Origin of the sequence: Paenibacillus sp. SN-8-1, assembly GCF_050995535.1 — a bacterium.
Lineage (GTDB): Bacteria > Bacillota > Bacilli > Paenibacillales > Paenibacillaceae > Fontibacillus.
Genome location: NZ_CP194782.1, coordinates 2,681,862 through 2,695,456, shown reverse-complemented (window position 1 = coordinate 2,695,456; position 13,595 = coordinate 2,681,862). Strand labels below are relative to the sequence as shown.

At 47.2% G+C, this 13,595-nt stretch carries 11 protein-coding genes; 8 read left to right on the top strand and 3 right to left on the bottom strand.

Annotation, left to right across the window (positions count from 1 at the left end; all coding sequences use genetic code 11):
• The first annotated feature begins 57 nt into the window (after window positions 1–57).
• Window positions 58–1,746 carry a glycoside hydrolase family 13 protein gene (locus tag ACRRNK_RS12840; protein ID WP_433943138.1) on the top strand — a complete coding sequence of 563 codons (1,689 nt, stop codon included), beginning with the start codon at window positions 58–60 and terminating at the stop codon, window positions 1,744–1,746.
• A gap of 118 nt (window positions 1,747–1,864) precedes the next feature.
• Window positions 1,865–2,371 carry a metallophosphoesterase family protein gene (locus ACRRNK_RS12835; protein WP_433943137.1) on the top strand — a complete coding sequence of 169 codons (507 nt, stop codon included), beginning with the start codon at window positions 1,865–1,867 and terminating at the stop codon, window positions 2,369–2,371.
• Window positions 2,372–2,407: 36 nt separating this feature from the next.
• Here the strand turns inward: ACRRNK_RS12835 and ACRRNK_RS12830 are convergent, their stop codons facing one another.
• The gene (locus ACRRNK_RS12830) at window positions 2,408–3,973 is read right to left on the bottom strand and encodes a sensor domain-containing diguanylate cyclase (RefSeq protein WP_433946886.1); all 1,566 of its coding nucleotides are present in this window, start codon (window positions 3,971–3,973) and stop codon (window positions 2,408–2,410) included.
• Window positions 3,974–4,165: 192 nt separating this feature from the next.
• On the opposite strand from ACRRNK_RS12830, the gene ACRRNK_RS12825 reads away from it, so the two are divergent.
• From ACRRNK_RS12825 to ACRRNK_RS12800, 6 genes are all read left to right on the top strand, one after another.
• Window positions 4,166–5,092: an NAD(P)/FAD-dependent oxidoreductase gene (locus tag ACRRNK_RS12825; protein WP_433943136.1), complete on the top strand. Its 927-nt coding sequence runs from the start codon at window positions 4,166–4,168 to the stop codon at window positions 5,090–5,092.
• A gap of 98 nt (window positions 5,093–5,190) precedes the next feature.
• Window positions 5,191–6,069, top strand: a complete 879-nt coding sequence (locus ACRRNK_RS12820) for a hypothetical protein (protein WP_433943135.1) — start codon at window positions 5,191–5,193, stop codon at window positions 6,067–6,069.
• A gap of 364 nt (window positions 6,070–6,433) precedes the next feature.
• Complete coding sequence (locus tag ACRRNK_RS12815) at window positions 6,434–7,609, top strand: glucose-1-phosphate adenylyltransferase (RefSeq protein WP_433943134.1); 1,176 nt, start codon at window positions 6,434–6,436, stop codon at window positions 7,607–7,609.
• A 17-nt stretch (window positions 7,610–7,626) separates the two neighbouring features.
• Complete coding sequence (glgD, locus tag ACRRNK_RS12810; protein WP_433943133.1) at window positions 7,627–8,730, top strand: glucose-1-phosphate adenylyltransferase subunit GlgD; 1,104 nt, start codon at window positions 7,627–7,629, stop codon at window positions 8,728–8,730.
• A gap of 34 nt (window positions 8,731–8,764) precedes the next feature.
• Window positions 8,765–11,209: a glycogen/starch/alpha-glucan phosphorylase gene (locus ACRRNK_RS12805; protein ID WP_433943132.1), complete on the top strand. Its 2,445-nt coding sequence runs from the start codon at window positions 8,765–8,767 to the stop codon at window positions 11,207–11,209.
• Window positions 11,210–11,332: 123 nt separating this feature from the next.
• Entirely contained in the window at window positions 11,333–11,755 is a 423-nt protein-coding gene (locus ACRRNK_RS12800; protein ID WP_433943131.1) for a DUF6157 family protein, read from the top strand.
• Window positions 11,756–11,761: 6 nt separating this feature from the next.
• Here the strand turns inward: ACRRNK_RS12800 and ACRRNK_RS12795 are convergent, their stop codons facing one another.
• Window positions 11,762–12,646: a metal ABC transporter permease gene (locus tag ACRRNK_RS12795; RefSeq protein WP_433943130.1), complete on the bottom strand. Its 885-nt coding sequence runs from the start codon at window positions 12,644–12,646 to the stop codon at window positions 11,762–11,764.
• Window positions 12,639–13,589, bottom strand: a complete 951-nt coding sequence (locus ACRRNK_RS12790) for a metal ABC transporter permease (RefSeq protein ID WP_433943129.1) — start codon at window positions 13,587–13,589, stop codon at window positions 12,639–12,641. The genes ACRRNK_RS12795 and ACRRNK_RS12790 overlap by 8 nt, the downstream gene beginning before the upstream one ends.
• Window positions 13,590–13,595 lie beyond the last annotated feature (6 nt).

The window sequence follows — 13,595 nt, the reverse complement described above, 5'->3', positions numbered from 1 at the left end:
CTTGTTTAAAAGTATACAATAAGGACTGTTTTACATAGGAAAAGGAGGCCTTGCAAGGTGAATCCCAAATGGTGGAAAGAAAGCGTGGTATATCAAATCTATCCAATCAGCTTCAAAGACTCGAACGGGGATGGAATAGGAGATCTTAGAGGAATCACTTCCAAGCTGGATTATTTGAAGGACCTCGGCGTGGATATGATCTGGTTGTGTCCAATATACAAGTCACCGAATCATGATAATGGGTACGATATCAGTGACTATTGTGATATTCAGCAGCAGTTCGGAACTTTGGAGGATTTCGACCGGCTGCTTCGTGAAGTCCATGCCCGCGGGATGAAGCTGATGATGGATTTAGTGCTTAATCATACCTCAGACGAGCATCCGTGGTTTGTGGAGTCCAGATCCTCGGAAGACAATCCTAAACGCGATTACTATATCTGGCGCAAAGGGAAGGATGGCAGGCCTCCAAACAACTGGGAGTCTTACTTCAGCGGTTCCGTCTGGGAACATGATTCAACTACCGACAGCTATTATCTCCATCTCTATGCCAAACAGCAGCCTGACCTGAACTGGGATAACCCGGCTGTGGTTGATGAGCTTCATAACATGATCCAGTGGTGGCTGAAGAAAGGTGTAGATGGTTTCCGGTTCGATGCCATAGCCCATATTGTCAAAGCCCAAGGGCTGCCTGACGCAGAGAATCCCAATCATCTGCCAACGGTCCGCGCCTATCAGCTGTTCTCGAATCTGGATAAAGTTCATACCCTGCTGCAAAATCTTCATGACAAGGTACTATACTACTACGATATTATGACCGTCGGGGAGACATCGGGGCTTGGTCCCCATCAGGCACTTGATTATGTAGGGGATACCCGGCGGGAGCTGAATATGGTCTTCCAATTCGAGCATATGTATCTGGATGCGACTTCGCCCGGAAGCGGGAAATGGGAGATCAAGCCATGGAACCTCCTTGAGCTCAAAAAAGTCATGAGCGAGTGGCAGACTGTGCTTCATAACCAGGGTTGGAATGCGAACTACCTGGGGAATCATGATCAGCCCCGACCGGTATCCCGGTTCGGGAATGACCTGCATTATCGCGTGCCATCAGCCAAGATGCTGGCGACGTTCCTCTTAACTTTGGAGGGCACACCTTACATCTTCCAGGGTGAAGAGATTGGGATGACGAATCCCTCATTTAACTCTATTGAGGATTATAGGGATGTGGAGACGCTGAACTTTTATCATGAGAGGAGAGAGCAGGGAGTCCCGGAAGAAGAAGTCATGAAAGCAATTCGGAAGAAGAGCCGGGACAATGCCCGTACTCCCATGCAGTGGGATAATACCGAGCATGCCGGTTTCACCGCCAGTGGGCAGCCATGGATTAAAGTGAACTCCAATTACATGGAGGTCAATGTGGCAGCGGCGCAGAAGGACCCGGATTCCATTTATAATTATTATAAGGCTCTGATTGCTCTACGGAAGGAGCACAAGGTTATGGTATATGGGGAATATAAGCTCCTGTGCCCTCTAGAAACCGAGATTTATGCTTATACCCGGACTTGTGAGGAGGATAAGCTCTTGGTTATCCTGAACTTTTTCGATCAGCAGCCGACTTTTGAATGGCCTGAGGATCTGAATCTAGATGGAGCCGAACTGCTTATCTCAAATTATAAGCCCGTTCCGGAAGAGAATGTTCAGAAGCTTCAGCTCAGACCCTATGAGGCTAGGGTATACTTGTTAAAGTAGGTGATGATACCTGAATGAATCGGACTGGTCTCCGGCAGGAGCTGCTCTGCTCTATAGACGCCAGTCCTCTTCAGTTTCTTGGAAGAGATAACGGGTTATAGATTAGGAGGAGTTATTTATGATTATTGGAGTTATATCAGATACGCATATGCCTAGATCCGCCAATCGGCTGCCTTCTGCTGTGATTGAGGTGTTCGGTGGTGTGGACCTCATTCTCCATCTTGGAGATTGGGTCACTATGGATGTCTATGAGCAGCTTGCTGCGCTTGCCCCTGTTGAGGGGATTGCAGGGAATAATGATCCGGGTGAAATTATTGACCGGTTCGGACACCGGAAAATCCTAACACTTGAGAATTACAAGGTTGGACTCGTACATGGCCATACGCCATTTGCGGGCCGGACTACGGAAGAGAAAGCGCAGCTCTCGTTCAAGGATGACGATCTGGATGTCATCTTGTTCGGTCATTCGCACCAGCCTTTGCTAAAGCAGGTGAACGGCGTGCTTTTATTTAATCCTGGTTCAGCTGCCGACAAGCGGCGAGAGGCCCGCTATTCGGTCGGTCTCCTTGAATTAAGAGAGAATGGAATAGAGGCGAAGCATATTTTCTATGACTCAAAAGAATAACATCATAAAAAAAAGCCTGATTTCTCAGGCTCTTTTCTATAATCCAGCTTCACTTAGGGTTGTACGGTTTCGACCATTCAGTTTGGACTGATACATGGCTTGATCGGCCTTCATAATAAGGTCCTGGGTCTCCTTGGCATGAAGCGGGAAGGAAGCGATACCAAGGGAGATCGTGACAGGATCACCTGTCGGGCTTTTCGTAACCGAGAGAATTTTTCTTATTCGTTCAGCAATTTGGAACGCATAGTTCGTATCCTCGTGCTTCACCAGAATAGCGAACTCTTCTCCTCCATACCTGAAGGTTAAGCTGCGGTCTCCCGCCAGATCCTCCAGTGTGCTCGCGAGGAACTTCAGGACTTCGTCTCCGGTAAGGTGACCGTGGGTATCATTCACATTCTTGAAGTGGTCGATGTCTAATAAGATCAGGGAGAAGGGCGTGTGTCTTGTCATTAGTTTGTTTATCACAGAATCAAAGGATCTGCGGTTTCCAAGTCCGGTTAACCCGTCCATCTTCACTTCATCCCGAAGCTGAATGATATCCTGATTAATATTCTGAAAAGCAATCTTAACACTCTGGTACAGCAGACGTACTTCGTAATAATTGGACCTTAGCTCAGGAAGACTCTTTCCTTTTCCCAGATTAAGTGTAGCCTCGTCTGAGAATTTGGCAAGAATATGTAAGGGTCTGGAGATTTGCTTCGCAACCCACCATCCTATGATGAGGATCAGGATGAGAAAGGGCAGGGATTGAAGCATCATCTTATAAATCAAATGAGAAGATGGGCCTTCGATAACCGAAGTTGGCGTCTGGGCGATGATCCCCCAGGAGCTGGTTGGATCAAAGGCATACCCGGCAAAGAAATCGTGATTCTGGGAGTTGGTTACTTTCTGAGAGCCATTGGCGCCAGCAAGCACCTTCTGGACAACAGCATTCCTGCTCACGGATTGCCCAATACGCTTCCTGTCCGGGTGAAAGATCAGATGACCGGTCTTCTCGACTACGAAGACATAAGAGCCGTTTCCAAAGAAATGCTCCTCCAGCAGAGAATTGAGTACATTCTTCTCCTCCAGATAGATCGTTCCGCCAACAAATCCTTTATACTCACCATTCTGACTAAAGACAGGTGCGGAAATCAGGATAATATATCTTCCCGACTTGCTTCGATATGGATTGGATATAAAAGGGGTCCTGGACGTAATCGCCAATTTGCTTGCTTCCGAAGTTAGCTGATCTCCAGGGTGGACTCCGGACGTGTTCGGGCTCGTGAACTGGATAACCCGCTTCTCATTCGCAATGAAGATGGAATTGAAATATTGGCGATTCTCCTGATAGAGATCATCTAGAAGCTCGGCGTCCATTTTGGTGCCGCGTTTGACGATGGATGAGATGGATATAATGTTCATCCTCATGGTGGTTAACAGGTCTCCTGTGTTGGAGGCCAGCTTCTTGGCGTACTGGTTATTACTCTGCAGATAGCTTGAAATCAGGGAATCCCGGTTAACTTGTATTGCAGAGATCATGCCGATCAGCATAGTGAGGAGAACAGCAATAATGACAAGAACGCTGATGCCGAATCGAAGGGTAAAGCCTTTTTTGTTCACAAATTTCAAAGTAATATCCCGCCTGTAAGAAAATAATAAGTAAATGTGGAAGATTGTCACATGATGACAGTATGATCTCATTATACATCATCTTTCATAGAACAGATAATCCAGTTCTCTGGATGACCGGGTTAATTGTTGAAAAGTGAAGTTATAGAACGAAGGTACTGACTACAGACAGGAGGGATTTCTGTGACCTACGATTGTATCATCGTCGGGGGAGGAATAGCGGGTCTCCAGGCTGCCATTCAGCTAGGACGATATATGACTCATCAGATTCTTGTGATTGATTCTGGACATGGAAGGTCCACCTTGTGCCGTAATTATCATAATATTCTTGGTTGGCCTGAGGGGGTCTCCGGTATAGAGCTTCGGAAGAGAGGGAAGGCCCAAGCGGCCTCGACTGGCGTTAAGTTTGTCCAAGACAAGGTGATAAAGGCAGTCAGACATGGCCAGTTGTTTAAGCTTACTGGAGAACAAGGTGAGCATTATGAAGCGAGGACTCTGCTGCTGGCAACCGGTTTGATGGACCGCTTTCCAGACATCCCTGGCATCCTTCCGGCAATGGGACGGTCTGTATATGTATGCCCGGATTGTGACGGGGTTGAAATCCATGATAGAAAAACGGTAGTCATGGGCTCGGGCAATCCAGGTGCCAATATGGCGCTGCTGCTTGCTGAACGTGCCTCCGAATTAATTTATATTAATCATGAACAGAAGGCTGTTGACGCGGAGACCCTTATGGAAATAAAGAATCGAGGGATCCAGTATATTGAGGGAGGTATAAGCCGTCTTCTGGAAGAGCATGACGGGATGATCCAGAGTGTCATTCTTGAGGATGGTACAGTAATTCCAGCGGAGAGAGGCTTTATTGCTTTTGGAGGCAATCAGGTTCATTCTAAGCTTGCTGAGGAGCTTGGGGCCAAGCTGTATCACAATAAACATGTGGAGGCGGATGCGCGTTCCAGAATGACGAGTGTCCAGAATTTATGGGTTGCGGGAGATTTGGGCGTCCATGCTGAGCAAGTGACAGTAGCCATGGGTGATGGTGCTATGGCCGCAATTTCAATTAATAAGGTGCTTATGAAACTCGGAAAAGCACAGGAAACTCCTCTGTAGGCACAGCCAATTCTTAATAAATAATTGGGAAATTTTGAAACAATCCCCCAAGCTGCAACGTTACAATTTAAGACGAATAAAGCTAAGGGGGAAATATAGTGAGAAAGCTCGCAATTTTGATTGGCGTAATACTTGCACTTGGAGGTTGCTCAGTAGGCAATCCAGATACAGCTAAACAGGAATCAACAGTTCAAGTCCCAACCCAAAAAGATAAACAGCCGGCAAAGGTACCAGATCAGAAGCAGCTGCTTGACCCCGCTGCATTAACCGATAGTTACAGCTTTGCAGATCGTACTGGCAAGTATCTTATTTCTTTTACTGGCAATCAGAATATGAACCTGAACAAAGCGATTGGTGAAGGCGGTAAGATCCTGGACGTGAAATTTATTAAGAAGCAGTCCCGGAGTGATAAGGACGATGGCAGACAATGGGCGAACAATTTCGACAATCTGGATGGGCTTATCTTCGAGGTAGTTGGAGGGAAGGCTTCTCCCAACCAGACTTATTACCTTGTTGACGATCGCAAGATGAACATTAATGCGGTCATACCCGTCACAAGCGAGGTCAAATCCGGTGTAGAGGATTCGGTTAAGCAGTCCATTCAGAAATTGAAGACGCTGCAAATCGAGAAAATTTGGGAGATCGGTCATGTGGGCCAGGACAACCAAATCTATCTGGTCCAGTTCAAGAAGAAGGGCAAGAAGGTAACGGCTTCAATTATACTGAAGCACGGGTCACAGATGGTCACCAAAGATTATGTGGCCGATTATGATCCGAATTCGACATGGCGGGTAGACGATGGCGGGGAGGTTACGCCAGATATGTTCTCATTCTTATTCGCAGCTTCCACTAAGAACGGAATTCTCCTTGGCATGGAGTGGGCGGGTGCGGAAGGGAAGAATGCAATCTTCCTGAATCAAACGGACAAAGCTCTGGTTGAGCTTGAAATTAAGGGCGGGCGTTATATGTCGCCATAAGTAACGTGGATTTTCCATCAAGGGCCTTGGTATGAACTTCATACCGGGGCCTTTTTTTATGGCTGAACCACATATCTTGTAACTCGTAGCAAATACCCAGGGAAGTATGTCCATGAGCAGGTAATATTGGTCGAATTAATCAATACAAATATTATATCGGGGAGTGAGCTTCAAGCAGGATTATACGGACTTATTCTTGTTTAAATATATGAAGAAAAGAGCTTTCGCTTACCCAGATGCGTAGGTTCAACAAGGTTAATCTGTTCTAAAGTTTAGAAGGCGGATTAATCTTTTTTTGTTTAGCAAAAAAGCTTGTACATGGATCGGCCGTGGGATTGAACTTAAGTGAAGGAGGTATATCGTAATGAAGAAAAAAGAAGTGGTTGCGATGCTGCTTGCCGGCGGACAAGGAAAAAGACTAAAAGGTCTCACCAAGAACCTGGCCAAACCTGCTGTATATTTCGGGGGTACATACCGGATCATTGATTTTCCGCTTAGCAACTGCTCGAACTCGGGAATCGATACCGTAGGGGTCCTGACACAATATGAACCGCTGGTGCTGCATTCGTATATTGGCGTAGGCAGTGACTGGGACATGGAGCGAAAAGATGGAGGGGTCTTCGTGCTTCCTCCGCACGAACGCGAGGATGGAAGCAGCTGGTATCGAGGTACGGCCGATGCCATTTTCAGAAATATGAAGTTCATTGAACAGTATGACCCTGAGCATGTTCTGATTCTTTCCGGAGACCACATTTATAAAATGGACTATGATGCCATGCTTGATTATCACAAGAAAAAGAACGCTGATTGTACGATCTCAGTCATTAACGTCACGCTTGAGGAAGCGAGCCGTTTTGGCATTCTGAATACGAATGAGGATCTCAGCATTTATGAATTTGAGGAGAAGCCGGAGCATCCGAAGAGCACGCTTGCCTCTATGGGAATATACTTATTTAAGTGGGATGTTCTTAAGCAGCATTTGTATGAAGATGAACGAAATCCCGATTCTTCGTTTGATTTCGGGAAAGACATTATCCCTCTAATGCTAAGCAATCAGAAAGTATTGTATGCGTATCCTTTTGAAGGATATTGGAGAGATGTGGGGACCGTGCAAAGCTTGTGGCAGAGCAATATGGATCTATTGTCAGATCATCCCCCTCTTGATTTGAACGACCCAGCATGGCGGATCTACACCCGGAGTCCGAACCAGCCCGCTCAATATATTGCTCCCGAGGCCTCCGTAATGAACAGTGTCATTAATGAAGGCTGCGTTGTTCATGGATCCGTTGAGCATTCTGTGCTGTTCTACGGAATTGAGGTTGGCGAAGGTAGTGTGATTACGGATTCCGTGATCATGCCCAAGGTGAAAATAGGCAAAAATGTCCGCATCCATAAAGCGATCGTCAGTGAGAATCTTGTCATCGAGGACAACACCGTTCTTGGCCTGAATCGACCCGATGAAGACGAAATACTTTTAATTACAGATGAAGAGCTCTCTTCTTACAAAGAACATGAAGCTTCGGTATCGACCAATAAATGAAAAAAGGCGGTGTTCCCATGTCAGAACTAATGGGTGTTATTAATCTCGACCATGAGCTTGACCTGCTGAATGAATTAACCTACTTCCGCTGCGGGGCTGCTGTTCCTTTTGCCGGGAGATACCGATTGATTGACTTTGTACTCTCCAATATGGCTAACGCCGAAATGAAAGATATAGCGGTCTTCGTCCGGCGTAAATATCGTTCCCTTATGGACCATTTGGGAGAGGGAAGACCTTGGGATCTGGATCGGAAGCGAGGTGGACTCTTTATACTCCCGCCTGACTGGAATGATAGCTCCGATACCTCGCATGGCGATTTACAGCATTTACGCAATAATCTGGATTTCTTCAATCGCGGCAAGGCCAAATTCATTCTTCATTCCGGCAGCCAGCATCTGTGCAAGGTGGATTTCTGTGATGCTTTCAATTATCACAAGGAGAAGGGGGCCGATGTTACCCTGATCTATACCAAGGTGGATCAGCTTGAACCAGAGCACGATCCTTGCCTGCGACTTGAAGTAGGCGAGGACGGTTTGGTAAGCAATATCCACCATGAGAAGGATCATCCCAACATCTATATGGAAATGTTCATTATGGAGAAAAAGTTCTTCCTTGAGCAGGTAAGGCATTGTATCGCACATGGCGACAGCTATTTTTTCCGGGATGCTATTCAAAAGAATCATCATAATCTAAAAATTGCCGCCTATGAATATAAAGGGTATCATGCCGTCATTAACTCAGTGGAGAGCTATTACAAAAATAGTCTTGAGCTGCTTTGTCCAAAAAATTACAAAAATCTATTCAAAGAACGGCCTGTAAATACGAAAATAAAATATGAGGCACCTACAAAATATCTCGATAGTGCAAGCGTGAATAATTCTCTGGTTGCAAATGGCTGCATAATTGGAGGGAAAGTGGAGAACAGCATTCTGTTCCGCGGAGTAAGAGTGCAGAAGGGTGCTAAAATTACCAACTCTATCATTATGCAGAAGTGTGTAATCGGTGAGAATGCCGTTATCGAGAATGTGATACTGGATAAAGATGTGAATCTTCCCCCTGACCGTATGCTGGTTGGGGATGTGAAGCGGCCATTTGTCATAGCGAAGAGCAGTACACTTTAAACTACGATTAGAGTGCCCGACAGGAGGATTTATTTTGTTTACCGATAAGGAAAGCTTCAAGAGAGTGTTCAGCGATAGTTTTATAGGGGAGCTTGGGACGCCGCTCGAGGAGGCTACGAGCGCGGATGTATATAAGGTTCTCAGCGGACTGATCCGGGAATATGCGGGCCGGGATTGGGCGGCAACGAACAGGGAATATCAGCAGCGTGGGGAGAAGCAGGTCTATTATTTCTCCATGGAATTTCTGATTGGCCGTCTGCTGGGGAACAACCTGCTGAATCTCGGGATTCTGGATATCGTGCGAGATGGCCTTCAGGAGCTGGGATGGAACCTTGAAGATATTGAAGAACAGGAATCTGATGCCGGTCTTGGTAATGGGGGCCTTGGCCGTCTGGCCGCCTGCTTCATGGATTCACTCGCTTCACTTCAGTATGCAGGTCATGGCTGTGGGATCCGCTATAAATATGGTCTTTTTGAACAAAAGATTATTGATGGCGATCAGGTAGAACTGCCGGATTATTGGCTGCAAAAGGGGAACGAGTGGGAAGTTAGACGTGCGGACAAGAAAGTGGAGGTTCGTTTCTGGGGTAAAGTCGAGGCACGCGAAGAGAATGGGCGCTGGATATTCGAGACAAAAGACTATGAATCGGTCTTGGCTGTTCCTTATGATGTACCTGTGATCGGTTACGGTCACCATCATGTGAATACACTTCGGCTCTGGAGTGCGGAGTCAGCGATGCTGGGCAGCAGTAAAGGAATGGCTTCCAAGCATTATGACTATTATAATTTCCTGAATTATAACCGCTCGGTGGAGTCGATCTCGGAGTTCCTGTACCCGGACGATTCGCAGTATGAAGGGAAGCTGCTCAGATTGAAGCAGCAGTACTTCCTCTGCTCGGCAGGTCTGCAGAGCATACTGAGAACCTTCGAGAAGCTTGGGCTATCTTATGATCATCTGCCTGAGAAAGTATCCCTGCATATTAATGATACGCACCCGACCTTGATCATCCCGGAACTGATGCGTATTCTCGTGGACGTCAAAGGATACAGCTGGGAGCAGGCTTGGGGCATAACAGTGCGAACGGTCTCTTATACGAACCATACGATCCTTAGTGAAGCTCTAGAGAAATGGCCAACAGGAATGGTCAAAGATTTGCTTCCGCGGGTCTATATGATTATTGAAGAGATCAACAGACGCTTCTGCAGGATGCTTCATGAACAGAATCCGGATGATCAGGAGAGAATCGATCGTCTGGCAATCATTGGCTCGGATCAAGTCAGAATGGCTCATCTTGCAATTGCCGGAAGCCACAGCGTGAACGGCGTTGCCGCGCTGCATACGGATATCCTTAAGAAGAGAGAAATGCGATCTTTCTATGACTTGTACCCGGATCGCTTTAACAACAAGACGAACGGAATTACGCATCGCCGCTGGTTGATGCATGCCAATCCAAGACTTGCTGAATTGATCACCGAATCGATTGGCAGTGGCTGGATTGCGGAGCCCCGCAGGCTGATTGATATCCTAAAGTTTAGTGAGGATGAAGGGTTCCAACAACATATTCACCAGATTAAGATGGACAACAAGATGAAGCTAGCGGCGTACATCCAAGAGAAGAATGGAGTCAGCGTCGATCCGAACTCGATCTTTGACGTTCAGGTCAAACGACTGCATGGTTACAAGCGCCAGCTTCTTAACGTTCTCCATATTATGCACTTATACAATCAGATTAAAGCTACTCCTTCCCTGGATAGGGTACCTCGAACTTTTATTTTTGGCGCGAAGGCCGCTCCAAGCTACTATCTGGCCAAACGGATTATTAAGCTGATTAATGTCGTAGCTGATACTATTAACCGTGATCCGGTTGTGAGTGAGAAGCTGAAGGTTGTATTCCTGGAGAATTACTCGGTGTCACTGGCGGAGAAGATTATTCCAGCTGCCAATATCAGTGAACAAATCTCGACCGCAAGCAAGGAAGCTTCGGGCACAGGAAACATGAAGTTTATGATGAACGGGGCATTGACGATCGGGACACTGGATGGAGCCAATGTGGAAATGCACGAGATGCTGGGCGATGAGAACATGTTCATCTTTGGTCTCCGGTCGGATCAAGTGTTTAATTACTATCAATACGGCGGGTATGATGCGAGAGGGATCTATAACAGTGATCCGCGTATCCATCAGGTTCTGGATCAGCTCACTCATGAAGGTCCGTTCTGTTCTACGGCAAAAGAATTTGAAACGATCTATGATTCCATTCTGAATCATAATGATGAATACTTTGTGCTCAAGGATTTCACACCTTATGTGGATACACATCTTGGGATTGATGCAGCTTACCGGAATCAGAAAGAGTGGCTGAAGAAGTCTATTATTAATATTGCGCATTCAGGCAAATTTGCGAGTGATTGTACGATCGAGCAGTATGCGGAAGAGATTTGGAGAATTAATCCGGTACGGCAAATGTCCATGCATTAAGGATGTATGCACGATAAGAGGGTCAGCCTGGGGCTGCCCTCTTATTTTCATTTGAATTGAAATACACAGAAGTGGTATACATTGGGTAATACCAATTAAATTTTTCGGAAAGGAAAGATGGGGATGAGTTACAGAAATACATTCATTGTGATTTCAACTGACTGTCCGGTAACAACCAGCACGGTCCCTGTATCCTCTAGGGCCAAGAAGACTGTTTATGAAATTGAATTTGATCTGCTGTCCAATAATCCTTACCGTTATACCGAGGCAGAATTGATTTATGAGATCCATATTCGGCATAAAGAACTAGAAGAAGCTTATGTCCTTGCCCATGCTGATGAGATCTGGGAAGACCTGTTCCGGAAGCCGCACCCATGCCTGAGAGCTTCTCAGCTTCCCAAGAAATTCGGATGGGGCATCCACTATAACGAAGAGGGCAGGATTGCCATATATGGTATGGATACGGACGAGTACGGCAGATTCACAGAACCAGGTAAAGGGAAGCCCACACTTGTTCCCGCGATGCGATCCCGCCGTTCAACCTAACCCGGATTATGCGGAAGCTTCGAGCAGCATGCGCCGCTGCTTCCATTTGCGGAAGATGACGCCATGACGTGGTGAGAAGAGCAGGGCGATTACAAAGAAGATTCCTGCCGTACTAATCATACATCCGGCAATAGAGGCATCTAGCCACTGAGCCAGGTAGTAGCCTGTAATGGAGCTAACGATGCCAATCGTCACACTGTAGACGATCATACGATTCAGCTTGTCGGTTAAGAGGTAGGCAGTAGCTGGCGGAACGACCAGCATGCCGACCACAAGGATAGCTCCAACACTTTCGAAAGAAGCGACGGTGCTGACCGACACCAATCCCATCAGGAGGTAATGGAAGAGGGCAATGGGTATTCCGATCGCGGCAGCGAAGGCCGGGTCGAATGAACAGACCTTGAACTGCTTATAGAATACCGTAATGACTACAACACTGAGCACCAGTGCCGCTCCCACGCCCCATACGGCTTTAGGGCCAATATCCATCCCGCCCACTTCCAGTGTATTCCAGGGTACATATGCGATCTCTCCATAGAGTACACAGTCCAGATCAAGATCAATGTCCCGTGTGTACAAGCTCACCAGAATAATGCCTACCGCAAATAGGGCAGTAAATACAACTCCGATGGCAGCATCCGATTGCAGACCGCTTTGATGAAACAATTGAATCAGCAGCACAGTGACCAGGCCTAAGGCTGCCGCACCGAGCAGCATGAAGAGGGAATCTCTGGAGCCGCTGATCAGAAAAGCAATCACGATCCCGGGGAGAACCGAATGACTTATGGCGTCTCCGATCATGGCCATTTTGCGAAGGACCAGGAAGCAGCCCACAATTCCGCATGTACTGGCAACCAGTGCGCCGGTCAGAATAATCCAGAAATCACTCACTTGGTATCCTCCTTTCACTGCGCTTAAGAGCGGCTGCCACTCTTAGCTGATCCTGACGGTACATATTTGTGGCTGTCTTTCTCATGATCAATTTGGAGAGCAGACCTCGCTTAGGAGCAAGCGCCATGGAGATCAGGAACAGAGTGGTTGCAGCGAGCACGGTTAAGGGACCCGTTGGCAGGTTGCTGCCACCTGCACTGACAAAGGTACCTGCAAGCCCGCTCAGAGCGCCGAACAGACCTGATAAAATAACCATCATCCCCAGCTTCTCAGTCCAATATCTGGCGGAGACCGCCGGAGTAATCAAGAGTGCAGCCATAAGCACGATTCCTACAGCTTGAATGCCTACCACAACGGCTACAACCATCAGGAACATAATCAGCTGATCCAGCAGCGCCACAGGGTAACCGAGCCCGTGGGCAAATCCCGGGTCGAAGCTAAGCAGCTTGAATTCTTTGTACAGCAGACAGCATATCCCTATCAACACCACAGAAATCAGGGCCATGATGATCACGTCAGATTGGACCATGGAAGCCGCCTGACCGAACAGGAATTTATCCAGCCCGCTCTGATTGCTGTTCCCGCTATGTTGAATGTGGGTCAATAGCACGGTTCCGAATCCGAAGAAGACGGATAGAACAATAGCTAGAGCCGCGTCCTGTTTGATCCGGGTATGACGTGTGATATAGCCGATCCCGAACGTTGCCAGGAAGCCCGCGGCAGCTGCTCCGATCAGAAATAATAAGATGGATTTGGAACCGCTCAGCATGAAGGCGATACATACCCCGGGCAGAGCCGCATGGGACAGGGCATCTCCCATGAGCGACTGCTTGCGCAGATAGGAGAAGCTGCCGATGACACCGCTGCTTAGTCCGAGCAGCATACACCCCAGCAGTATCCACCTGGCATTGGGATCCAGAAATATGCGAATCCATTCAGGCATTGGTTA